At 60.1% G+C, this 22,985-nt stretch carries 19 protein-coding genes; 6 read left to right on the forward strand and 13 right to left on the reverse strand.

The annotated features are described in order from the left end of the window. Positions 1-100 precede the first annotated feature (100 nt). Positions 101-1,822: an outer membrane beta-barrel protein gene (locus tag BM074_RS21895; protein WP_175499096.1), complete on the reverse strand. Its 1,722-nt coding sequence runs from the start codon at positions 1,820-1,822 to the stop codon at positions 101-103. Between the two features lie 171 nt (positions 1,823-1,993). On the opposite strand from BM074_RS21895, the gene BM074_RS21900 reads away from it, so the two are divergent. After that, positions 1,994-2,989 (forward strand): KpsF/GutQ family sugar-phosphate isomerase, encoded by a 996-nt coding sequence (locus BM074_RS21900; RefSeq protein WP_027229502.1) that lies wholly within the window; start codon positions 1,994-1,996, stop codon positions 2,987-2,989. Here the strand turns inward: BM074_RS21900 and BM074_RS21905 are convergent. From BM074_RS21905 to BM074_RS21940, 8 genes are all read right to left on the reverse strand, one after another. Continuing rightward, a complete protein-coding gene (locus BM074_RS21905; RefSeq protein ID WP_091925436.1) occupies positions 2,986-3,444 on the reverse strand; it encodes an NfeD family protein in 459 nt (152 codons plus the stop codon). The genes BM074_RS21900 and BM074_RS21905 overlap by 4 nt on opposite strands. 22 nt (positions 3,445-3,466) lie before the next feature. After that, positions 3,467-4,462, reverse strand: coding sequence for an SPFH domain-containing protein (locus BM074_RS21910; RefSeq protein WP_172982664.1), 996 nt, complete (start codon positions 4,460-4,462; stop codon positions 3,467-3,469). A 120-nt stretch (positions 4,463-4,582) separates the two neighbouring features. Next, positions 4,583-5,632, reverse strand: a complete 1,050-nt coding sequence (hemH, locus tag BM074_RS21915) for a ferrochelatase (protein WP_091925442.1) — start codon at positions 5,630-5,632, stop codon at positions 4,583-4,585. A gap of 197 nt (positions 5,633-5,829) precedes the next feature. Then, entirely contained in the window at positions 5,830-7,704 is a 1,875-nt protein-coding gene (locus tag BM074_RS21920; RefSeq protein ID WP_091925445.1) for a 5'-nucleotidase C-terminal domain-containing protein, read from the reverse strand. A 113-nt stretch (positions 7,705-7,817) separates the two neighbouring features. Further along, positions 7,818-8,204 (reverse strand): outer membrane lipoprotein Omp10, encoded by a 387-nt coding sequence (locus tag BM074_RS21925; RefSeq protein WP_027229507.1) that lies wholly within the window; start codon positions 8,202-8,204, stop codon positions 7,818-7,820. Between the two features lie 529 nt (positions 8,205-8,733). Continuing rightward, positions 8,734-10,182 (reverse strand): homospermidine synthase, encoded by a 1,449-nt coding sequence (locus BM074_RS21930; protein WP_091925448.1) that lies wholly within the window; start codon positions 10,180-10,182, stop codon positions 8,734-8,736. 150 nt (positions 10,183-10,332) lie between these two features. Continuing rightward, on the reverse strand, positions 10,333-11,247 hold the full coding sequence (locus tag BM074_RS21935; protein ID WP_091925451.1) for a heme-dependent oxidative N-demethylase family protein: 915 nt from the start codon (positions 11,245-11,247) through the stop codon (positions 10,333-10,335). Then, positions 11,247-13,124 (reverse strand): M3 family oligoendopeptidase, encoded by a 1,878-nt coding sequence (locus tag BM074_RS21940; RefSeq protein ID WP_091925453.1) that lies wholly within the window; start codon positions 13,122-13,124, stop codon positions 11,247-11,249. The genes BM074_RS21935 and BM074_RS21940 overlap by 1 nt, the downstream gene beginning before the upstream one ends. Positions 13,125-13,475: 351 nt before the next feature. On the opposite strand from BM074_RS21940, the gene BM074_RS23195 reads away from it, so the two are divergent. Continuing rightward, complete coding sequence (locus BM074_RS23195; RefSeq protein ID WP_091925456.1) at positions 13,476-15,341, forward strand: peptidoglycan L,D-endopeptidase MepK; 1,866 nt, start codon at positions 13,476-13,478, stop codon at positions 15,339-15,341. Positions 15,342-16,095: 754 nt separating this feature from the next. On the opposite strand, the gene BM074_RS21950 is transcribed toward BM074_RS23195, so the two are convergent. Next, positions 16,096-16,734 (reverse strand): 2-dehydro-3-deoxy-phosphogluconate aldolase, encoded by a 639-nt coding sequence (locus BM074_RS21950; protein WP_091925459.1) that lies wholly within the window; start codon positions 16,732-16,734, stop codon positions 16,096-16,098. A 170-nt stretch (positions 16,735-16,904) separates the two neighbouring features. Between BM074_RS21950 and BM074_RS21955 the strand changes: the two genes are divergently transcribed. Both BM074_RS21955 and BM074_RS21960 read left to right on the forward strand, forming a co-directional pair. Then, the gene (locus BM074_RS21955; protein ID WP_091925461.1) at positions 16,905-17,834 is read left to right on the forward strand and encodes an oxygen-dependent tRNA uridine(34) hydroxylase TrhO; all 930 of its coding nucleotides are present in this window, start codon (positions 16,905-16,907) and stop codon (positions 17,832-17,834) included. Between the two features lie 109 nt (positions 17,835-17,943). Next, positions 17,944-18,663 carry a tellurite resistance TerB family protein gene (locus BM074_RS21960; RefSeq protein ID WP_091925464.1) on the forward strand — a complete coding sequence of 240 codons (720 nt, stop codon included), beginning with the start codon at positions 17,944-17,946 and terminating at the stop codon, positions 18,661-18,663. Positions 18,664-18,919: 256 nt separating this feature from the next. Here BM074_RS21960 and BM074_RS21965 read toward each other — a convergent pair whose 3' ends face one another. Beyond that, on the reverse strand, positions 18,920-20,089 hold the full coding sequence (locus BM074_RS21965) for a pyridoxal phosphate-dependent aminotransferase (protein WP_091925789.1): 1,170 nt from the start codon (positions 20,087-20,089) through the stop codon (positions 18,920-18,922). 97 nt (positions 20,090-20,186) lie between these two features. On the opposite strand from BM074_RS21965, the gene BM074_RS21970 reads away from it, so the two are divergent. Further along, positions 20,187-20,861 (forward strand): GNAT family N-acetyltransferase, encoded by a 675-nt coding sequence (locus tag BM074_RS21970; RefSeq protein ID WP_091925465.1) that lies wholly within the window; start codon positions 20,187-20,189, stop codon positions 20,859-20,861. Between the two features lie 70 nt (positions 20,862-20,931). Next, the gene (locus BM074_RS21975) at positions 20,932-21,135 is read left to right on the forward strand and encodes a hypothetical protein (protein ID WP_036812866.1); all 204 of its coding nucleotides are present in this window, start codon (positions 20,932-20,934) and stop codon (positions 21,133-21,135) included. Between the two features lie 13 nt (positions 21,136-21,148). Here BM074_RS21975 and BM074_RS21980 read toward each other — a convergent pair whose 3' ends face one another. Beyond that, entirely contained in the window at positions 21,149-22,243 is a 1,095-nt protein-coding gene (locus BM074_RS21980) for a nickel/cobalt transporter (protein WP_091925468.1), read from the reverse strand. A gap of 14 nt (positions 22,244-22,257) precedes the next feature. Beyond that, positions 22,258-22,881 (reverse strand): DUF1007 family protein, encoded by a 624-nt coding sequence (locus tag BM074_RS21985; RefSeq protein ID WP_228019362.1) that lies wholly within the window; start codon positions 22,879-22,881, stop codon positions 22,258-22,260. Between the last annotated feature and the right edge of the window lie 104 nt (positions 22,882-22,985).

Consider the following 22,985-nt stretch of genomic DNA (forward strand, 5'->3'; position numbering starts at 1 on the left):
GCGGTGGTGGGTAGATAGCAGTGGGGTGTACGAACGCCGTGTCAGTCGCGGAGTGCCGCTGAACTTCCGGACGCAGCAGGGCCGGCCTCGCCATGGCCGCCTAGCGTTGCAGCGTGACCCCCACGAATATGCTGGTCTCGTTCGTATTGCGGGTGTCCACCTCGCTGCGCGTCAGTTCGTGACGGGCGCTGATATCAAGACCGAAGAAGCGGTTGAACCAATAGGTAGCGCCGATCTCGGCACCGAAACCCTTGTCCCAGCCGGTATCGTCCTTGTTGTCGCGCAGCGAAACGAAGAGATTAGCCTTGAGATCGAGATTGGCGCGCGCCTGCCGCTTGATGCCGACCGTGCCTTCATAGAAAACAGAGCCGCTATCGCCGGGTGCCGTCGCTCCTTCGATGCGGGTGAGAAGGCCGATATCGACGTCGGTCCCTCGCTGCGGCGACCATTTGATCGCCCCATCAACGCTAAGACCTTCAACAGCATTAAGGCGATCGTCCTCGATGTCCTGGCGCAGGTAGCCGAGCGCGAGTTCTCCCGTCAGCTTTTCACGGATATCGAGCTCGACGCCGCCGCGCAGCCCCGTGCGCATGCCGGAGCGGCGGAAACCATTAGAATCGACGGCTTCGTCATACATCAGTTTGCCGATTTCTACCTCGGCGAACGGCTTGATCGCCGGCGACATTTCAAAGCCGCCGCGCAGCGCGACACTCGCAAAGGTATTGTTCCGGTCCTTCTGGCTCGTTGTGGTGCCGTCGGAGAATTCGGCATTGCCGTAGGTGGTGTGGTCGACGTTGCCTTTGACGTCGGCGAAGAATTGGCCGAATTCCCGGCGCACCCCAAGATTGGCGTCGACATCCTGCACGGCCGGGCGATTCGACGTGCCGACGATCGTCGTGGGCGCGCTTGGGTCTTCCTGCCGGTAGCGATAGCCGGCCTCGCCCTTCACCGTGGTGCGCGCGCCGAGGTCGAGTTGAAATCCGCTGCGCAGGGCGATGTTGGGCGCCGAATAGTCCTCACCGACGAGGGATTTGTCGTAGAGGCCATCAAAATCCAGCCAGGCGGAATGACGCGACCAATCGGTTGTGGCGCGGGCGCGCAGGCGCGTTTCCGACAAAAGCGCGCCGGACCCATCGGAACTGCCGTCGGCATTGGTCGTGGCGCGGAGGCCCGTGCTGATTGACGGGCGCAGGGTCACCGTGCCGGCTCTAATGCCAAAAGGCGCAAAAGGTTCTGGATCGGGGCGAATGGCGCGCCGTTCGATGGCAGGTTCCGGTAGATTGTCGCGCTCGGCCGGGCCCGCCGGCGGGTTCGCCTCCCGGTTCTGCTCGATCGGCGGGTTTGGGATCGAATTGGTCGTCTCCTCGTCAACAGCCGCGCGGACGCGACGCGACGCCACGGTGCGTGCCGCCCTGTCCTCGGGAATCGGTCCGAACTGGTCGACTGGCGGTGACTGGGCGCCAAGATTGTTGCTGTCATCGGCGGGGCCGGAAGGCAGGAGATCGCTGTCCGGCGGGACGCCGCGTAGGCCAAGACCTTCATCGCCCGTCACAGGCGGTAGGGCGCCAGGGCTCAAGGGTTCGTAGGGTCGCGAGGGGATACCGCTGTCGGGCGGTGGGGTTCCCGTCGGCGGAACGGTATTCTGGGCGAGAATGCGCCTGCCATTGCTCTGTGCCTGCAGCACATTTTCGCCGACCGGACCGCGCAGGGGGGCCTGTTGCTGGGCGAGTGCGTGGGGGGCAAGCACGGTCGTGCCGAGCAGCGCTGTCAGGAGACAGACGATGCTGGCAGGTCTGAAGCTGCCGCCGGGCGGGGCTTCCAAACGTGGGTGCCGAGGATGCATATGCAGGTTTGCCAATGAGTTCGAACGTTGAGGGATGGTAAAGAGGCATGGTTAATGACCTGCTAATTCGCGGTCGTTCGATGCCATTCCCGGGCATTGCCTTGAACAAAAATTGGACAGCCGGGATGCAAAGCGCTAACGGTTCTCGCCATGCAGGCTATCAATCACACCGATCTCGACAAATCCGCAGCGGTCGAATCCGCCAAACGGACCATCTCAACCGAAACCGACGGTCTCGTTGCGCTGAGCGAAGCGCTCGGCGGCCCGTTGGCCGAACCGTTCTGCCGCGCCATCGAAAAGATCGCCTCGATCCGCGGGCGGATCATCGTGACCGGGGTCGGCAAGAGCGGCCATATCGGTTCGAAACTTGCGGCGACATTCGCCTCGACCGGCACGCCCGCGTTCTTCGTGCATCCCTCGGAGGCAAATCACGGCGATCTCGGCATGATTGCCGTCGACGATGCGATCATTGCGCTATCATGGTCGGGCGAGACGGCGGAACTCAAGGGCATCGTCAGTTATGCGATGCGCTTCCGCATTCCGCTCATTGCGGTGACGGCCGGCGAGACGTCGGCCTTGGCGAATGCCGCCGATGTTGTGTTGCTGTTGCCCCGCGTGACGGAAGCCTGTCCGCATGGTCTTGCGCCGACGACATCGACGCTGATGCAGCTTGCCATGGGCGATGCGATTGCCATCGCATTGCTGGAAGCACGCGGCTTCACCGCCGGGGATTTCAAGACGTTTCATCCGGGCGGGTCGCTCGGCGCCAGCCTGACCCATGTTCGCGAGATCATGCATAGCGGCGACCAGATACCGCTTGTTCCGCTCGGAACACCCATTCCCGACGCGATGAAGGTTTTCGCGGCCAAGCGCTTCGGCTGCATTGCAGTGCAGAACGAGGAAGGCACGCTCGCCGGCATTATCACCGACGGCGATCTGTCGCGTAACCTGCATCGCAATCTCATCGCCATGAATGTCGAAGACATCATGACGCGCGATCCGAAGACCGTGCCGCCGACCATGCTGGCGAGCGCCGCCCTTGCGCTACTCAACCAGCACAATATTGGCGCGCTGATCGTGACCGAGAAGAACTATCCGGTCGGGATCGTGCACTTCCACGACCTGTTGCGTATTGGAGCGGCCTAGGCTGCTTCAACGACCAGGATCCCATGATCGACGGCGGTTATGCGCACGCGCGTGCCGGCGGCGAGATCCGGCCCGTTAACCCGCCACAGACTATCGCCGACGCGGGCTCTGCCGCGTCCGTTGACGGTTGCTTCCTCCAGCGTGACGACAAGACCGACCATCTGTTCGGCGCGGCGGTTCAGCAATGGCTCGTCGGAGACGGCATCTGTCGCGCCGATAAGCTTGCGGCCGATGAAGACGGCAATTACGGAGAGTACAAGGAAGATGATGACTTGTACTTGCCAGGTAAGCCCAAGCGCCTCGGCAAATAGAATCGCGAGCCCGCCGACAATGATGGCTGCGATGCCGAACCACAGGAAAAAGATGCCGGGCGCCGCCACTTCGAAGATCATCAGCACGAGACCGAGCACCACCCAATTCCATGGCCCAAGTTCGGTAAAAAGGCGCTCAAGCATGGCTGTGCTCCTTCGCCGGGCGTCAGCTATTCGTTCCGCCGGTGCCGGGTACCGTTCGGCCGCGCACCGGTGGCGTCGAGGGTGACGGCGACGCCGGTTGCGCGCCGTCGCCGAAGACATCGCGTGCAAGCGCGCCAATGCCTCCGAGCGTGCTGACGAGTGAAGACGCTTCCATCGGCATGAAGATGATCTTCTGGTTGGGGCTTCCGGCAAACTTGCCGAACGCTTCGGTGTATTTCTGGGCGACGAAATAGTTGAGCGCCTGGACGTTTCCGCCGGCAATGGCGGCCGAGACGATTTCCGTCGCCTTGGCCTCGGCTTCCGCCAGGCGCTCGCGCGCTTCCGCCTCGCGGAAGGCGGCTTCGCGCCGCCCTTCGGCCTCGAGAATCTGCGACTGTTTCAGACCCTCGGCACGCAGGATCTGCGCCGCCCTCGTGCCTTCGGCTTCAAGAACGACCGCACGCTTGTCGCGCTCGGCCTTCATCTGCCTTGCCATAGAATCGAGCAGATCCTTTGGCGGGTTGATATCCTTGATCTCGACGCGCGTCATCTTGATCCCCCACGAATGCGCCGCCTCGTCGACGACGCGCAGCAGCCGGTCATTGATTGCATCGCGATTGGAGAGAAGTTCGTCGAGCACCATCGAGCCCATAACCGTGCGGATATTCGTCATCGTCAGGTTGAGAATGGCGTTCTGCAGGCCGCTCACCTGATAGGCAGCCTGCGGCGCGTTGAGGATCTGGTAGAAGGCGATGCCGTCGACGGCAATGTTGGCATTGTCCTTGGTAATGACTTCCTGGGTCGGAACGTCCAGCACCTGCTCCATCATGTTGAGCTTGGCGCCGATGCGGTCGAAGAAGGGCACGATCAGGTTGAGACCCGGCGCGAGCGTGCGCGTATAGCGGCCGAAGCGCTCGACGGTGTAATTATAGCCCTGGGGCACCGTCTTGACGCCGGCAAACAGGACCACGAGCACGAGGATGACCAGAACCGGTATGGTGAAGTCGAATCCGCTCAACGGCATGCTGCTCTCCCTGGCCGACAGCCGCTCAAGCGGCGTTACGAAACGTTACCGCCCGTGAGCCGGCAAGCGCAAGATAGACCAAAGCAGCGATTCGAGCGAGCCCGCCGGGACCTTCTAAATCCAGCCCTGCAATTCGCGGCGCACCAAGGTCTCGATGACCTTCATGCCTTCGTCAGAATCATTCAGGCAGGGGACATGCGTGAAATTCACCCCGCCATTGTGATGGAAGATTTCCGCGCCTTCGCCGGCAATTTCCTCGAGCGTTTCGAGGCAATCGGCAACGAAGCCCGGATTGAAGACGGCGACGGACTTCACGCCGTCCTTGGCCAGCTGCTCCAACGTCTTGTCGGTATAGGGTTGCATCCATTCTTCCGGGCCGAAGCGCGACTGGAATGTGGTGATAAGCCTGTCTTCGCCCCAGCCGAGCCGTTCGCGCAGCAGACGCGTCGTCTTCCAGCAGTGGCATGGATAGGGATCGCCGCGCTTGAAGTAGCTCTGCGGGATGCCGTGATAGGAAGCGATGAGCAATTCGGGCTCATAGCCCAGCGACGCGTAGTGCTTTTCGATCGACGTCGCCAGGGCATCGATATAGGCCGGCTCGTCCTGATAGGAGGGAACGGTGCGGGTCGCCGGCATGAACCGCATTTTGACCAGCGCCTCGAAGAACTTGTCGTTCACCGTCGCCGTGGTCGTTGCCGAATATTGCGGGTAGAGCGGGAACATAACGATACGCTTGCAGCCCTGCCGGTCGAGCCGCTGCAACGCTTCCTCGATAGAGGGCTGGCCATAGCGCATGCCCCAGTCGACGACGACATTGGGATGGGCGGAAAGCGCTGCGGCGAGTTTTTCGCTTTGCGAACGCGTATAGGTGCGCAAGGGCGACTCATTGCGCTCCCGGTTCCAGATCTTGTCGTAGAGCGCGCCGGATTTCTTCGGGCGCGTGTTGAGCACGATCCCGTAGAGCACGGGCAGCCAGATGGCCCGCGGCCACTCGATGACGCGCTTGTCCGAAAGAAATTCGGCAAGGTATCGCCGCATGGAAACCTTGTCGGTGCCATCGGGCGTCCCAAGGTTGACGAGAAGAACGCCGACCTTCGACGTTTCGATTGCCGGATGATCGTCGGGCTTGCGCACCGCCACCCGGGCCTCGTCTGAAATTGCCATATCCACACTCCACGCTTGCGCGGTGGAACGTAGAGCGGGCAGTCTTTATTGCAAGAGTGCGAAAGGCCGCATGCTCGTCCTTGGACTTTGCGATGATCAACCTTCAAGGCGGATGCGCGTGGTTCTGCACACGTGGTCATGAATCCTCGGGACAAAGGCCCGAGGATCCACCTCATATGCGGTCATGTACAATCAGGCTAAAGGCCGGGCACCTTCATTTGCGCGCCGATCGGCAGCTTCAGCGGTTTCATCCCGGGATTGGCTCCGGCAAGCTTTTTCCATTCGATGCCCTTGCCGTAAATCTCCTCGGCAATCTCCCAGAAATTGTCGCCGCGCTTGATCGTATAGCTGTCCGGATGATGGTTGGCGGTGGTTTGCGCCGCCGGCTTTGCCGGTTCGGGCGCCTTCGGCGTTTCGGGCGGCGCTGGGGCCGCTGGCACCGGATCGACGCCCGGCGCGGCCGCCGCCATCGTTATGCGCCCATCCGTATAGGGTTTGTAGGGGACGTGCTGACCGAGATAATCGGCAAGAACGAGTTCCAGTCCCGGACCGTAGTCATAGGCGTTGACGGCATTCGTCGAAAAGATTTTATAGCCGTCGCCGCCGGCGCGCATGTAATTGTTCGAAACCACGCCATAGGTTGCGCCAGGATCGAGCGGCCGAAAGCTGTCGCCCTGCATCACCGCTATATCGGAGATGCGGCTACCGACCGGCTTTGATATGTCGAATGTGTATTTCAGACCGGCTACCTGCGGGAAGCGCCCCGCGCCCTGGTCGATCTGGCTGACACCATTTTCGAGTGCGGCAACGACATCCGATCCGCGCAACTGGAATGTCGCCAACGTATTCTGGAACGGCAGCACGGTCAGCACTTCGCCCATGGTCACGTCGCCCGCATCGATCGAGGCACGCAGGCCGCCGCCATTGATGATGGCGATCGTCACGCCCTGGCTCTTGACCCGGTCCAGCATGGCATCGGCAACGAGATTACCCATGCTGCATTCGCGGGCGCGGCACACCTCGCGGGCGGCTTCGATCACGCCGGTCGATTCGCCGACCTTGCGCGATTTCAATTCCTCGATTGGCTGGGCAAGTTCCTTGATGCGAGCGGCGAAGGCCGGGTCAGGCGTCACGGTCGAATCGAGGAGGATGGGCGCGCCCTCGCTCTTGATGACATTGCCCTCGTCGTCGAAGGTCACCTTGAGTTCGCCGAGATATTTCGAATAGGATTTGGCCTGGACGATCGGTACATCGCGGCCGGAAGGGCTCTTGACCAGCGTCGGATAGGGGCCGATTGCTTCGGGATCGGTATTGGAGAGCAGCGTGTGGCTGTGGCCGCCGACGATGACGTCGATGCCGTCGACCTGCGCCGCCAATTCCTTGTCCCTGAGATAGCCATCGTGATTGAGCGCGATGATCTTGTTGACGCCTTCGCCGTTGAGGGTGTCGACAACCTTCCGCAGCGTCTCGGCTTCATTCGCGAATTTCACGCTCTGGCCAGGGCTGGATATTTCCGCCGTATCGGTTGTCAAGGCAGAGATGATGCCGATTTTCTGGCCGCCAATCTCCTTGATGAGATAGGGCTTGAACTTGCCGGCGATCGGCGAATCCGGCGCGGCTTCCGTATTGCTGGAAATGACCGGAAACTTTACCTTTTCGAGGAACTTCGCGAGGCTTTCCGGCTTGTCGTCGAATTCGTGATTGCCGAGGGCCATCGCGTCGAAGCCCATCTGGTTCATGAATTCGGCGGTGTCGTCGCCCTTGTAGGTCGTGTAGAACAGTGAACCCTGGAACTCGTCGCCGGCATCGAGGACGATGACATTGCCGCCATCCTTGGACAGCGCGGCGCGGCGCTCGTCGATCTTGGCCTTGACCCGGGCTATGCCGCCGAAGCACTCGTTCTTGGCTGTTTCCTCAGCCGAGCAGGTCGAATCGTACTTGTTTATCGGCTCAATGCGCGAATGCTGGTCGTTGATATGCAGGATGTTGAGCGTATAGTCGGCCATCGCCGCACCTTCCGACAGGCCAACCACTGAAGTTGCAACGAGAAGTCGGGCAATAATTCCGGACATGATCTGCTCCCGGTTGACTGGCTCCAGATCGGTGCGTGGAGCATCGGTTGACGAGCAATGGTTTCATTCCTTTGACCGCCATGCAATCGAGCAATTGGTCGAATGTTTCGAGTTTAGCCTGTTTGCGGGCCGCGCCGCGTCAGCGAGAATTGCTGGCCGCTGGACGAGGTGCAGTTGAGCTGGCCGGTGCTGACGAGAGCGCAATTCACCTTGGACTGTGTGCCGCGCGCGAGCGAGCGCATGTTGATCTCGATGAGATTGGCCGAGGCGAAGCGATAATTGCCTTCAGCGAGTTTTTCCTTGGTATCGTTGGCGCGGGTCTCGAAGACGCCGCCGTTGAAATTCGAGAAGGCGACGCCCGACGTGTCGAACCATTGGCCCTGGACGGCGTCCGTCGGCTTGGCGACCTGCACGCCTGCGCCATCCTGCATGGACCCGCTCATGCAGCCGGCAAGGGAAAGGCTAAGCGTAACGGCGACGGGCAGCGAAAAACGTCTCATCCAATATTCTCCCATGGTTCTGGATATCTAGATGCCGTGAAAATCAAGCAGAAACAAGACCTAAGTTTAATTGCAGATTGGAAGTGTTTGAGGCTACCATTTGTTCCATCCAGACATTCAACTCCAAGATGCATCCGGCTAAACACGCTTCCAGGCGCAGGACCAGATGATCGTTCGACCCGCGACACACAAGGATGCGATCAATGCCTGCCGCGTCCTTCGCCGATCCATAATAGAGTTGTGTGATGACGATCACGCGAGCGACTCGCAACGGCTTTCGGCATGGCTAGCCAACAAGACCGAAGCGAATGTCCGCAATCATGGGCTTAGGCGGTCATGCGGTCAGGAGAATCCCTTTGAAGCTTGGGTGCCGCACGCTCGGCGGTTCTACTGCTCGTCTTCCGGTGGCTTCGCTGGGTCGTTCTTTTGCAAGATGGATCCTCGGGACTGGGCCCGAGGATGACGGCGGGGGGTAGGGAATGACGCTCGGGGGCGGATGAAAACGGCAGCCCGGAAGCTGCCGTTTGCGTCACGAGCGGACGAGGATGTTGCGGAACTGCCAGGGATCATCCATGTCGAGATTTTCCTTGAACAGACCCGGTCGGTTGTGGAGCGGCGTCCAGTCCGTATAGTGGCCCTTGAGCGGTCCGAGATAGGGTGTCTGCACCTCGAGGCAGCGGCGGAAATCCATCTCGTCGGCTTCGACAATGCCGGCGTCTGGGTTTTCCAGCGCCCATACCATCCCCGCCATGACGGCCGACGAAACCTGGAGCCCGGTCGCATTCTGGTAAGGGGCAAGCTTGCGCGCTTCCTCGATCGTCAGTTGCGAGCCATACCAGTAGGCGTTCTTCTCATGGCCGTAGAGCAGAACGCCGAGTTCATCGGCGCCATCGACGATTTCAGATTCGTCGAGCACGTGCTGGATCGCTTGTGGCTGGCCGGCGGCACCGAACATCTCGTCGAGCGACAACGTCGCGACGTTCGCGGGATGGTAGGCATAATGGCAGGTCGGGCGGTAGGAAACATTGCCCTTCTTGTCATGCACGGTGAAGAAATCCGCGATCGAGATCGATTCGTTATGGGTCACCAGCAGTCCGAACTGCGCGCCTTCGGTGGGGCACCAGGTGCGAATGCGCGTGTCGGCGCCAGGCTGCTCAAGGAAAATCGCGGCCTTGTTGCCCTTCTTTTGCTTGCGCGCATTTTTCGGCATCCACTTTTCGTGGGTGCCCCAGCCGAGTTCGGCCGGCTGCAGGCCTTCGGAAATGAACCCTTCGACCGACCACGTATTCCAGAATGCGCCGAAGGGCTTCGGGTCGCCAGCGCGCTGCGTATCGCGCTCGGCAATATGGATGCCCTTGACGCCGACCTTGCTCATCAGCTTGGCCCAGCCCTTTCGGTCGTCGCGTGCCGGTTCGCTATGGTCGATGCCGAGATCGCGGGCGAGTTCAAGCAGGCCCTGCTTGACGAACCACGACACCATGCCGGGATTCGCGCCGCAGCACGAAACAGCGGTCGGTCCGCCCGGATGCTTCCTGCGCTCGGCCAGCAATGTCTGGCGCAGCGCATAATTGGTGCGGTCGGCATTATCCATGTCGTTGTCGTAGTAGAAGCCGATCCACGGCTCGATCACGGTGTCGATATAGAGTGCGTTGTTCTTGCGGCACAAATGCATGATATCGACGGAAGAGGTGTCGACGGAAAGATTGATACAGAAGCCCTGCCCGCCGCCTTCGGTAAGAAGCGGCTTCAAGATGGTCTTGTAATTGTCCTTGGTGATCGCCTGCTGGATAAACCGGATGCCGCGCTCGTCGAGCAGCTTCTTATTGGCATCGCTGGGGTCAATAACGACCAGGCGGGATTTGTCATATTTGAAGTGGCGTTCGATGAGGGGCAGGGTACCCCGACCGATGGATCCAAAACCGATCATCACGATCGGACCAGTAATTTCTCCATGTATAGGCCATTCAGCCTTCGCCATTTTTTTCGTGCTCCTAATTTTGATCTCCATCATTGAGGCAGCCGCTATAGATCGGCATCAAAGAAACCATAGAGCATAGATGTGACAAAGAGCAAACAACCCTTTGCGCTGCATGTTGAAAATTTCAATCTACTGTTAATCGAGGCGCGATTATAGGGTTCTCAGCGCGGTTAAAAGCCGATCGCGGATCGTCATAATACCTTTGTAGTGCAATTGCGCCGGGTTCAATGCCTCGAGTTGCCGGCAAAAAGCTTCAGCGACGGCCCGGCACTCCGGGTGTTTCTTGAGCGCCTTTATCGGGTCAAGATGGATGCGGATGGTGAAGAGAATGTCGCCGGAGGCGGGAAGCTTGCGCAATGTCTGACGCTCGACCCGAACGAAACTCTGCGCCGCAATGTCGTCGTCCGTATAGAGCGCGCCTTTCTCATGGCTTGCCAAGGGGTGGTAGAGCTCGCCATCCGGCTGAAGCGACCAGTTCATGCGGAAAACCGAGCGGTCCGGGCGCAGATTGTCGAACATGCGCGCGATGAGGCCCGCATTGCGGGTGCCTGCGCCGAAATCCGGGACGGGCGCATGAATCTCTTCCATGGAACGGCCGAATTTTTCGAGAAGGGTCCATGATGATGGGAAGGATAACGAGGCGGCACCGAGGTGCCAGCCGCGCCTTTCGTCCTTGCGCATGAGCACAAGGTCCTCCTGCACGAGGTTTGCCGCCCGGTGCAGGTAGGGCGTCGCGGCTTCGCCGATCGCAATGGCATCGTCCCTGCCAGAGACAATGACAGCATTGCCCTTGCGAACATATCGTTCCGGATAATGTTCGATGAGGTGGGCGGTCAGCAGGTCGAAAACCTCCTTCTGGCCCGGTTCGCTGCCTGACTCCTCTACGAAAATCTTCTCGCCGTGGCGTGCAAAAAGCCGCTGCTTTTCGGCAAGATAGCTAAGCAGATGATCGTCAATTTCGATCCAGTCCCTGTGGTCGAGTTGTTGCAAGCCGATGGTGAAAGGTTGCGCCGAACCGTCATAGGGCGTGTGCGTCGGGGCTTGCCAGGGTGACTCTGCATCCATCAGTCGGCGTCCATGGCTTCCAGTTCGTCGATGATGCCTTCGATGACCGAAAGGCCCTTCTGCCAGAAAGCGGGATCGGTGGCATCGAGGCCGAATGGCGCCAGCAGCTCGGAGTGGTGCTTGGTGCCGCCGGCCTTGAGCATGTCGAAATACTTCTGCTGAAAGCCCGCTTCGGCATTCTGGTAAACCGCATAGAGCGAGTTCACCAGGCAGTCGCCAAAGGCATAGGCATAGACATAGAACGGCGAATGGATGAAATGCGGGATGTAGGTCCAGAAGGTCTCGTAGCCCGGGGCGAAATGCACCGCCGGCCCAAGGCTCTCCTTCTGCACGTCGAGCCAGATTTCGCCGATACGGTCGGAGGTAAGTTCCCCCTCCATGCGTTCGGTGTGAACACGGCGCTCGAACTGGTAGAAGGCGATCTGGCGCGCGACGGTGTTGATCATGTCCTCGGCCTTTTGTGCCAGCATCGCCTTGCGCTCGCGCTTGTCGCGCGTCTGTTCGAGGAGCGATCGGAACGTCAGCATTTCGCCGAAGACGGATGCCGTCTCTGCAAGCGTCAGCGGTGTCGAGGCCATCAAGGCGCCCTGACCGCCCGCAAGCACCTGGTGCACGCCGTGGCCGAGTTCATGGGCAAGCGTCATCACATCGCGCGGCTTGCCCATATAGTTGAGAAGCACATAGGGATGGGCGGAGGGAACGGTGGGGTGTGCGAAGGCTCCGGGTGACTTGCCAGGCCGAGTGGGTGCGTCAATCCAGTTCCTGTCGAAGAACCGGCGCGCAATATCGGCCATTTCGGGGGCAAAGCCGCTATAGGCCGAAAGCACGATTTCACGCGCATCGTTCCAGGAGATGACCGCCTGCGGCGTTTCCGGCAGCGGGGCGTTGCGATCCCAGTTGTTGAGAAATTCAAGGCCGAGCCACTTCGCCTTCATCGCATAGTAGCGGTGCGACAGTTTCGGATAGGCAGCCTGAACCGCCGCCGCCAGCGCATCGACCACCTCCCGCTCGACCCGGTTTGCGAGGTGCCGGCTATCGGCGATATCCTCAAAGCCGCGCCAGCGATCGGAGATTTCCTTGTCCTTGGCGAGCGTGTTGGTGATGAGGGTGAAGGTGCGCAAATTATCCTTGAATGTTGCAGCGAGTGCTTCGAAGCCAGCCTTGCGGAGAGCCGGATCTGCATCCTGCAGCAGGTTCAGAGTGGGCTCCAGCGCCATTTCCTCACCGTTCACCGTAAACCGCAACGCCGTCATCGTCTCGTCGAACAGCCGGTTCCAGGCACCGCGCCCGGTTATCGATTTTTCGTGGAACAACTGCTCCAGTCGGTCTTCGAGCTGGTAGGGCTTGTCCTTGCGCAGATCCATCAGCCAGGGGCGATAGTGACCGATTGCGGGATTGTCATTCATCGCCTTGTCGAGAATGGCGTCATCGATGCGGTTCAATTCGAGGCTGTAGAAGATGAGGTGGGTGCTGGCATCCGTCATCTTCTGCTGGATGTCGCCATAAAGCTTGGCATGCTTGGGGTCCGACGTGTCACCGGCATAAACGAGGCCGGCAAACGAGACGATCTTGCCGATCAGCTCTTCAAGCGTCTCGAACTCGGTGATGGACTGAACGAAGTCGCCCCCATTCGGCTTTCCGGCTTCAACGGCAAGTTTGCCCTTCCAGCGGTCTTCGAATGCCACCGCAAGCGCGTTGGCGCGGACGAGATCGGCCTTGAGTTCACTGCTGTCCGCGGAAGGATAAAGGTCGCCGAGGTTCCATACTGGAAGCGCGCCGAGTGCGGCCTGGTCGGCCTTAGCCGGATTGCCAGCGCCCTTTGCAGGAGCAGCTCGCACAGCATCTTCGCCTCTGTATCTATCTGTTTCCAAAGTCATTTCAGCACCATGTTAAAGCAGCGAAACAATCCGTGAAGGATCGAATCGGAGTAATCAGTCGGAAATTGCTAAACCTTAAAAACGAGTTTGCAATGGTCCTAGTAGCATCTAGCTTATTTTACATTGAAGCACTTTTTAGACTTTTGCAGGATGGATTCATTCGTTAAAACGCCTTAATTGTGCTGTTAACAACCCGTTGACCATGTCACAAAACGATGGATTCTTCGTGCGTTTTTGCCATGCTCTCAACGTATTTGTTCTTCAGTAAAGCGACCATTAACCATTAAATCCGATAATTCAGCCATCCGGGGGTTGTGTATCGCGGTCAGGGTTGGGACGAAATTGGCATATATGAAGCATGCAAAGAACGGCGGTTTGACGGTTGCCTCGCTCGCGCGTACTGCGTGGTTTGCCGTCACAATGATCTTCGCGTCGATGCTCTTTGCCTCCACCCAGGCAAATGCAGAAACCCGCACCCTCAAGCTCTACGCGGTCCACACGAATGAGCGCATCGAAGTCACGTTCAAGAAAGATGGCCGCTTCCAGCAGGATGGTCTGAACAAGCTCAACCAGTTCCTGCGCGACTGGCGCCGCAACGAACCCACCAAGATGGATCCGCGCCTGTTCGATCTGGTCTGGCAGATTTACCAGACGGTCGGCGGTCGCGACTATATTTATGTCGTCTGCGGCTATCGTTCGCCATCGACCAATTCCATGTTGCGCTCGCGCTCGCGTGGCGTTGCTGAAAAAAGCCAGCATATTCTGGGCAAGGCCATGGACTGGTACCTGCCGGGCGTGAAGCTGCAAACGCTTCGCTACACTGCCCTGAAGTTCCAGGCCGGCGGCGTCGGTTACTACCCGACATCCGGCTCGCCCTTCGTTCATACCGATGTCGGTAATGTGCGCTATTGGCCGCGCATGAGCCGCAAGGAACTCCTCACCGTATTCCCGGATGGCAAGACTTTGCACATTCCGTCGGATGGCAAGCCGCTGCCTGGCTATGAACAGGCCGTTGCCGCCTATGAAGCGCGCCGCCGCAATGGCAGCTCCATCCAGATCGCCAGCGCTTCGCGCTCTGGCCGCAGCAAGACGTTGTTCGGCATGCTCTTTGGCGGCGGTGCCGACGAAGATGAAGACAACAGCGAAGGTTCAGTTGCTGTAGCGTCGGCGGCAAAGCCGGCGAAAAGCGCCGTGACCAAGCCCGCATCCGTCGCGGACGAGGCCGAGGGTACGGCCGCTCCGGTCGCAACGACGGCCAAGGCGCCGCAGCCGGCCGAACAGGACCAGGCCGGTACGCCGGACGACAGCCAGACATTGGCCTTGAACGTGCCGGTGCCGCTGCGCCGCCCCGATTATACGCCGACACCCGCGCCGGAGGCTCCGGCAACGCTCAACGCGCTAGCGTCTGACAAGTCGACGGTTATCGCTGCTTTGCCCCAGCCGCGTCCGCAGGATAGCGCGAGCGCCATCCGCGAGCTGATCGCGGCCAACCCTGACGATTCCGACAGCGATGCCGGCAAGGCGCAGGCCGAGATGGTCAATGCGCTCGTGCCCGTGCCGTTCGAAAAGCCGAAGCACAATGACATGCTGATGGCGTCGATCGTTCCCGATCAGCGGCCCGCGCCGGCGAGTGCTGCAGCCGTGGCAAGCACTCCAACTGCTGAGAACGCTTCGGCCGAACAGGATGTTATCACCATACCGGACGAGGACCCGACACCGGAGGCGCTGTTGCGCCAGTCGGTAGCGGCGTCGCAGCCCAAGGTTCTGCCAACCGTTCAAGGCTCGACAGGGGGCCGCGTGGCCCACCCGCAGCCGGCAGCCCAGCAAAACCTGCAACTGGCTTCAGCTGAGCCGATGGCGACGCTGCGCGAGACGATGTTGCATGCCAAGGGCGATCCTGCCGCAATGCTCAACAGCGGCGTCGTGACGACGACGAAGGGCGCCAAACCGCACCGGAAGGCGGCGGAGGAACAGGCGCCGCGGGCAATCCAGGTTGGCAACGAGGTGCCCGATCGCGCACTCTCGACCCGGCAGGTAGCAGCGGTGGCGCCGCACGTCGAACCGGCAGTGATCCGCAACGCCTTGCTGCGCACCGCGCCGACGACGGTCTATGTCACGGGCTTCCAGCATGATGCGCCGGTCGACGCCAACAAGTTCACCGGCAAGGCCGTGACGTTCCTGCAGATCGCCAAGTTCAGCCCGACCAGCGGTTCGTAGGTTCCCCTCCTGCGACAGAGAGAAGGGCAATGTTGGCACGTTGACCGCCATGGGGATAGTGCGGGGATGCCCGTGGATAACATCGCGGTCACGTGACCACCTCCCAGTGCGTGTGGATAGGTATCACCCTTATCCGCCACTACTGGCGTCATCCGTCGATCATGACCTTCGTCCACCCCCACCCTTATTCACCACCACCGCCGTCATCCTCGGGCCTGACCCGAGGACCCAAACTACGTTGCCGAGCCACACACGCATCCGAATTGAAGGTGGATCCTCGGGACAAGAGCCCGAGGATGACGGCGGAGGGGTAGGGACTAGAGAAGACACCCCTCCGAACCCGTTATTGCCCGTTCAAATCCAGTGTGGAATTAGCGCGTCGCGGTAGTCGCCGCGGGATAGTACGGGGATGCTATTGAACCGTGGATGACATCGCGGTTACGTGACCCCTCCTGGTGAGTGTGGATGTATCACCTTATCCGGTAAGACTGGCGCCATGCATACATCGATCCATCCATCCCGGCCTTCATCCAGCACCACCATTATCCACCACTACCGCCGTCATCCTTGGGCCTGACCCGAGGACCCATAACCACGTAGCCGAGCCGCATGCGCCTCCGAATCGAAGGTGGATCCTCGGGACAACGCCCGAGGATGACGGCGGAGAGGAGGGTAAGACGGAACAGAGGCGGATGGCGCCCGGGAGACGGTCGATCCGAGGATGGCGGTGGAGGCGAGTAGCTGATGTGGAACGTCAGCCCGCCAGCTTTGCGGCATCTGCCGCGAGCCTGGTGATCTCGTCCCAATTGCCGGCTTTGACATGCTCTTCCGGCGCAACCCACGATCCGCCGACGCAGACGACGTTCGGCAGGCTCAGATAGGTTCTGGCGTTGGCGGCGCTGACCCCACCCGTGGGACAGAACATGGTGCCCGCAAGCGGGGAAGCCAGCGATTTCAGGAAAGTCGCTCCGCCTGCCTGTTCGGCCGGAAAAAACTTCAGCATCGTATAGCCTTCCTCGCGCAGCGCCATGATCTCGCCGGGCGTTATCGCGCCGGGCAAAAGCGGCACGTTGCTGTCCCTCGCAGCCTCGATCAGCTGCGGCGTTGCCCCGGGGCTGACGATGAAGCGCGAGCCCGCAGCGCTGGCCTCTTCATACTGGCGCGCATTGAGGATCGTGCCCGCGCCGACAATCGCTTCGGGCACTTCCGCGGCGACGGCGCGGATGGCGTCAAGAGCGGCGGGCGTGCGCAGGGTGATCTCGATCGCCGGCAGGCCGCCCTTGGCAAGCGCCCGCGCGAGCGGCACGGCGTGCGCAACATCGTGCACGAGAATGACCGGAATGACCGGTTGGCCCTTGAGGACGGGTAACAGCAAATCGGTCTTCTGGGTCATGTCATTCTCTCCACTAGCCTTGGGTTCAATCGATTTAGTAGCGCGGGGCGGTTTTGTCCATCGAAACCCGGGAATACTGGCAAACAAGTGCGACGAGAGTGTGAGGCGACCACGTCCGATTTGCCAAAATGCTTGAAATCCGGCTGCGGGCACAGTAGTTGGAGGCGATCATGACAGACCATTCTTCAAACCTGCCCTTCAAAGTGGCCGCGCTCTATCGCTTTGCGCGACTGGATCACTACCAGTCGCTGCAGGAGCCGCTGGCGAAGCTTTGCTGCGGTCTCGGCATCAAGGGAACCCTGTTGCTTGCCGCCGAAGGTGTCAACGGCACTGTCGCGGGATCGGCCGCAGCCATCCAGCAGCTTGTCGATTTCCTTAATGCCGAGCCTGCTATCGCCGGCATGGAGTTGAAATATTCCTATGCCAGCGAAATGCCCTTCAAGCGGATGAAGGTGCGGCTGAAGAAGGAGATCGTCACGATGGGGGTCGCTGATATCGATCCCCTGCAAAGCGTCGGCACCTATGTGGAGCCCGAGAACTGGAACGCGCTCATCGCGGCCCCGGATACGATCCTCATAGACACGCGCAACGATTACGAGACGGCGATCGGCACCTTTGCCGGGGCAGTCGATCCGCAGACAAAGACCTTCCGCGAATTTCCGCAATGGGTCGAAGACCACCGCGACGAACTGGAAGGCAAGAAGATTGCCATGTTCTGCACGGGGGGCATTCGCTGCGAAAAGGCGACGGCTTTCGTCAAGGGCCTCGGTTTCGAGGACGTCTATCACCTCAAAGGCGGCATCCTGAAATATCTCGAGGATGTGCCGGCCGAGGAAAGCCGCTGGGAAGGCGAATGCTTCGTCTTTGACGAGCGGGTCTCGGTAGGTCACGGTCTTGTCGAGGGTGAGGCGGAGCTTTGCCACGCCTGCCGCAATCCGATCGCGCCCGAGGACAAGCTTTCGCAGCTGTTCGAAGAAGGCGTTTCCTGCCCCCATTGCTATCATGAGCGAACCGAGGCTGACCGTGCCCGATTTGCCGAGCGGCAGAAGCAGGTGCGTCTTGCCCGTGCGCGTGGAGCCAAAGAGCACATAGGCTCGTAGGCCCGCGCCGCTGAAGCCTGGACGACAAATCTCCTTCCTGTCATTGCAATGCCATGAACCCGGTCCTAACTAAGCCAGGCCAGTTCATGCAGCCAAAGAGGAGATTAGCATGCTTGATCCGAAGAAGATTCTCGATGATTTCCTTGGAAGCAATATCCCCGGCGTCGGCACGTCCGTGCGGGACACTGCGGGCAAGGCGACTCAGATGGCAAAGGACAATCCGCTGGCGGCCGGCGCGATCGCGGCTATCCTGCTGGGCACCGGAACTGGCCGGGACGTGGCGGGCGGCGCCCTGAAGCTTGGCGGTCTCGCTGCCGTGGCGGGCCTCGCCTACAAGGCCTATCAGAATTACCAGTCGGGCAAGACGCCTGCCGAGGCCGAGCAGCCGACGGCGCTCGATGGCGAGCTCTTGCCGCCGCCGAATGACTCGAGCTTCCATCCCGAAACCGCGCCGCAGGGCGAGCATGAATTTGCGCTGGTGCTGGTGCGCGCGATGATTGCGGCCGCCCGTGCCGATGGCCATGTGGATGATGAGGAGCGCAAGCGCATTGCCGACAAGCTCGCCCTTTCCGGCCTCAACAGCGATACGCAGGCGTTTCTCACGAACGAACTCAATGCGCCCGTCGACCTCGACGCGATCGTTGCCGCGGCCGTCACCGACGCGCAGAAAGTTGAGCTCTATACGGCTTCCCGCCTTGCGATCGATCCGAAGACCCGAGCCGAACGCGGCTATCTCGACCTGCTTGCAGGCCGGCTGAAACTGCCGGACAGCCTGATCGACCACATCGAGGCGACGGTCGCAAACGCCAAGGCGAATACGGCCGCTTAAGGCGCGTTTCTGCGTAGAGGGATTCGGTGCCCTGTATTTGGATCCTCGGGTTCTTGTCCCGGTCCATGTCCATGCAGTTCAAGCCATCGACGCATCACTTGTCATAGAAGTGGATCCTCGGGACAAGAGCCCGAGGATGACGGCAGTGTGGGGGCCCGAGGATGACGGCAGTGCAGGGGCGAAGCGAGATCACGGCGGGATATCAAAAGAATCCCACCCTCCCGCGCCCGTTGATGGACGCTGACAAATCTCTGCCCTACTTCGCCAGGAACTTCTCGATCCGCTCAATAGCGCGTAGGATGTTCTCTTCGGAGTTGGCATAGGAAAGGCGCACATATCCTTCGCCGAGAATGCCGAAATCCGGCCCTCCGATCAGTGCAACGCCTGCCTCCTCGAGCAGGGCTGAGGCCAGCTGTTTGGCCGGCCAGCCCGTTTCCTTGACATTTGGAAAGGCATAGAAGGCGCCCTTCGGCGTCGCGCAACTGATGCCCGGCAGGCTGTTCAGCCCGTCGACGACAATGCGCCGGCGATTGTCGAAGGCCCGGCACATCTTTTCGACATCGTCCTGCGGTCCGTCGATGGCGGCGATGCCGGCATATTGGCTCGGCGCGTTCACACAGGACCAGCAATTGACCGCGAGCTTGCGCACCTTGTCGTAAAGCTGGTCCGGCCAGATCGACCAGCCCATGCGCCAGCCGGTCATCGCCCATGTCTTGGACCAGCCGTTGAGCACGATCAGGCGGTCGCGGATGGATGGGAAGGTCAAGAGCGAGAGATGCTCCTCGCCATCATAGGTCATGACGTCATAGATTTCGTCCGACATGATCGCAACATGAGGGTGGGCTTCAAGGCCTTTCACCAGCTTTTCGATTTCCGCGCGGGGCGTCACGCCGCCAGTCGGATTGGCGGGCGAGTTGAGGATAAGGAGACGCGTCTTCGGCGTGATCAGCGCCAGCGTTTCATCGGCCGAAAAGGCAAAGCCGTTCTCTTCCCGTATCGGGACGGGAACAGGCTTGGCGCCGGTGAACTCGATCATGGAGCGATAGATCGGAAAACCCGGATCGGGATAGAGGATCTCGGCGGCAGGTTCGCCAAAGATCATGATCGCCGCAAACATCGTCACCTTGCCGCCAGGTACGATGATGATGTTGTCCGGAGAGACTTCCATGCCGGTCGTTGTCAGCGTGCGCCGTGCCACGGCCTCGCGCGCTGCGACAAGGCCCGTGGCGGGCGTATAGCCATGGTGACCATCGCGCAGCGCCTTAATGGCGGCGTCCACGATGTGGGCGGGCGTTTTGAAGTCCGGCTGGCCAATGCCTAGATTGATGATGTCCTTGCCCTGGGCGCCCAGAGCAGTCGCGCGTGCCAGCACGGCAAATGCATTCTCTTCACCGATGCGGTCAAACCCCGGAATAGTGCGCAGCATATTCTTGTCCCACATACAATTTTCAACTTCTGCTTTGTGCTTTGAGTACAGTAACAAGTCAAACATTCTGGATGACGCTGAGCGAGCAAATTTCACCATGACCGACCTGACGACCTGGACACCCCGGCCCCTGCCTGCGCGCGAACCCCTCGAAGGGCGTTTCGCCCGCCTCGAACCGCTGGATCCGGCAAAACACGGCGACGGCCTCTTCGAGGCATCGAGCGTCACTGACGCCAACGACCGTTTCCGCTATCTGTTTGAGGCTCCGCCCCAGAACCGCGCGGCTTTCAATGAATGGCTGGAGAAGGTTGCCGCGAGCAAGGACCCCCTTTTCTTTGCCGTCATCGACAAGGCGAGCGGCAAGGTTGCCGGGCGCCAGACGCTGATGCGCATCGATCCGGCCTTCGGCGTGATCGAAATCGGCAATATCTATTGGGGCCCGCTGATCTCGCGCAAGCCCGCGGCCACCGAAGCGCAATATCTTTTCATGGCCTACATTTTCGACGAACTCGGCTACCGGCGCTATGAGTGGAAGTGCAACAATGCCAATGAGCCCTCCAAACGATCGGCAGAACGCTTTGGCTTCAAGTTCGAAGGCATTTTCCGCCAGCATATGGTGCAAAAGGGCAAGAACCGCGATACGGCGTGGTTCTCGATCATCGACAGCGAATGGCCGGCGCTGAAGGCCGCCTACCAGAAATGGCTTTCACCGGAGAATTTCGATGCCGCGGGCAAGCAGATCAAGCGGCTCGAAGAGTTTCGCGCTGCGTGAAAGCGCCCCTTGCATAAATACGTGCTGCCGCTACAAACCTGCCAACAGCAATCGAGGCGTTTGAAGCGTGATGGATCCGAAAACCCGTAGTGCCGCCATCGCGGCTGCCTGCATCATGTTTGGTTTTGGCATCGTCGCCTATTTCATGCCGACACTGATGCTGGCGCTTGGCGAGCGATCGGCACCGGCCGCCGGAATCCTTGCCGTCGTCTTCGTTGCCGGTTTCTTCGTGGTGTTCTGGCTGCGTGCCAGGCGACAGCACAAGGACGACTGATCTCGAGCAAGCTCTAGAACCGCAGCGATGCGGTCAGGAGCAGGATGCCAAAGAGCACGATGAAGAGTGCTCCGGCAACTTCGATAATGTTCTGGACCCGCCCGGAAAGCGCGGAGGCGCCCGAAACCCTCAGCGCTACATTCTTTGCCGTCACTGCCAGTGTGGCGAGGACCGCGACGGTGATGAACGTTCCGAGCGCCATTGCGAACACCGAAAGCACACCGCCGAGAACAAGCCCGTTGAGCAGCGAGAAGGTAAGGACGATCAGCGCGCCCGAACAGGGACGCAAACCGACGGCTACGATCGCCGCCCAGGCTGTCTTCCAGTTGAACTCCCCCGCAAGCATGGCAGGGTCCGGCGCGTGCGAATGCCCACAGGTCTCGCACACGTTGCCTTCGGCATGGTGATGGTGACCATGAGCATGATGATGTTCATGATCGTGTCCGGCATGGGCATGGTGCACGTGATCATGCTGGTGATGGGCGTGATGACCATGGTCGTGATGGTGGTGATGATGATCGGGGGCGAGTACGGCAGTGCCGTCGCCGTGTGCCACGAGTTGAGCTACGCGCGGGCGAAACAGCTGCGGAACCTTGCGCCAGAGCAATGAAAGGCCGAAGGCGATAATCAGCACGAAGCTCGCGATCTCCATGTAGCGCGCCGCGTCGTTCATCGAAACCGTGGTGCCGCGTAGCGCCAGAAATGTCAGGCCGATGATGAAGAGCGCGGTGAACGCCTGCAGCATGGATGAAGCAAAAGAGAGGAGCACGCCACGCCGCAAGGTCGTCTCATTGGCCAACATGTAGGAGGAGATGACAGCCTTGCCATGTCCCGGGCCGACGGCATGGAGAATGCCGTAGAGGAATGACAGGCCGACGAGGATCGAAACTTGCCAGGGATCCTCGCGCATGCCTTTCAGGGCGTGGGTCATGGCGAGATAGAAATTGCGCTGCTGGATGTTTATCCAGAGGATGAGCTCAGCGAACGGCCCTGTTGGCTGCATGGCAACCTCGTTGGACCCGATCCCGAGTGAGGAGGTCTGGGCGAGGGCGTGCCCGCCGACAAGAACGAGGACTGCCAGGGTACCCACAAGGGTGCGTTTGCGCATGGTCTATCCTTCACTCAGCCCTTTGGGCATTCGATTTCCAGCCGGGTCGCAAAGATCTTCGACATGTTGGTCCCGGTTGGATCGTTGAAAAAGGCATCGGTCAGCGTCGCCTGGTTGGCGGCGATCGCTTCGTCGGGGTCCGGACGGACCACCTTATGCGTGCAGCCGGAGGGCACGCCTGTGACATGGATGTCCGTGTCGTTCACATAGTCGATTGCGGTATAGAATGTCGGGTCATAGACGCCGAAACTGGTCTTCTTGCCGAGCTTCAGCGGCTGCTTTGGCGCACTCTCGAAGATGATTAGCAACTGGTTGTTCTGAAAGTCCGCGATGAGGTGCTGTGGCGCTCCCATGGCAATCTGCTTGCCATCGAGCGTGACGGACTGGAAATAGTCGTATTCCGATATCGACGCGTTGATCGTCGAGGCGAGTTCGGTCAGTTCCTTTTCGTCGAGTTTCATGTCCGCGTTCTTGTCGAACTCGACCAGCACCGTACTTGAAAATATGTCGTCGAAGCGCCAGACATGGCCGAGCTTTTCAACGGTCCCGTCGGGCTTGATCGACACATCCAGGCGCGCTTCGGCAAAGACATGCGGGTGCACATAGGCAGGGGTGGCAAAGGTCAGTCCCGCCGCCATTGCGCCGATAAAAACCGCGAATCTCTGCTGCATGAAAAGCCTTTCGTGAGTTGCGCTAAGGGATATGCCGAAATTGGCGAAATTGGGACGATATAATATAACAT

It is taken from the genome of Phyllobacterium sp. CL33Tsu (genome assembly GCF_900113985.1).
Taxonomy (GTDB): Bacteria; Pseudomonadota; Alphaproteobacteria; order Rhizobiales; family Rhizobiaceae; genus Phyllobacterium; species Phyllobacterium pellucidum.

Bases quoted from the DNA above. Each gene is read 5' to 3' on its own strand.
- BM074_RS21955 (WP_091925461.1), top strand. From the start codon at position 16,905: ATGACAGACCATTCTTCAAACCTGCCCTTCAAAGTGGCCGCGCTCTAT.
- BM074_RS21905 (WP_091925436.1), bottom strand. From the start codon at position 3,444: ATGCTTGAGCGCCTTTTTACCGAACTTGGGCCATGGAATTGGGTGGTG.
- BM074_RS21930 (WP_091925448.1), bottom strand. From the start codon at position 10,182: ATGGCGAAGGCTGAATGGCCTATACATGGAGAAATTACTGGTCCGATC.
- BM074_RS21980 (WP_091925468.1), bottom strand. From the start codon at position 22,243: ATGCGCAAACGCACCCTTGTGGGTACCCTGGCAGTCCTCGTTCTTGTC.
- BM074_RS21985 (WP_228019362.1), bottom strand. From the start codon at position 22,881: ATGGCGGCGGGACTGACCTTTGCCACCCCTGCCTATGTGCACCCGCAT.
- BM074_RS21965 (WP_091925789.1), bottom strand. From the start codon at position 20,089: ATGCTGCGCACTATTCCGGGGTTTGACCGCATCGGTGAAGAGAATGCA.
- BM074_RS23195 (WP_091925456.1), top strand. From the start codon at position 13,476: ATGAAGCATGCAAAGAACGGCGGTTTGACGGTTGCCTCGCTCGCGCGT.
- BM074_RS21900 (WP_027229502.1), top strand. From the start codon at position 1,994: ATGCAGGCTATCAATCACACCGATCTCGACAAATCCGCAGCGGTCGAA.
- hemH (WP_091925442.1), bottom strand. From the start codon at position 5,632: ATGGCAATTTCAGACGAGGCCCGGGTGGCGGTGCGCAAGCCCGACGAT.
- BM074_RS21970 (WP_091925465.1), top strand. From the start codon at position 20,187: ATGACCGACCTGACGACCTGGACACCCCGGCCCCTGCCTGCGCGCGAA.
- BM074_RS21925 (WP_027229507.1), bottom strand. From the start codon at position 8,204: ATGAGACGTTTTTCGCTGCCCGTCGCCGTTACGCTTAGCCTTTCCCTT.
- BM074_RS21920 (WP_091925445.1), bottom strand. From the start codon at position 7,704: ATGTCCGGAATTATTGCCCGACTTCTCGTTGCAACTTCAGTGGTTGGC.
- BM074_RS21950 (WP_091925459.1), bottom strand. From the start codon at position 16,734: ATGACCCAGAAGACCGATTTGCTGTTACCCGTCCTCAAGGGCCAACCG.
- BM074_RS21935 (WP_091925451.1), bottom strand. From the start codon at position 11,247: ATGGATGCAGAGTCACCCTGGCAAGCCCCGACGCACACGCCCTATGAC.
- BM074_RS21940 (WP_091925453.1), bottom strand. From the start codon at position 13,124: ATGACTTTGGAAACAGATAGATACAGAGGCGAAGATGCTGTGCGAGCT.
- BM074_RS21960 (WP_091925464.1), top strand. From the start codon at position 17,944: ATGCTTGATCCGAAGAAGATTCTCGATGATTTCCTTGGAAGCAATATC.
- BM074_RS21975 (WP_036812866.1), top strand. From the start codon at position 20,932: ATGGATCCGAAAACCCGTAGTGCCGCCATCGCGGCTGCCTGCATCATG.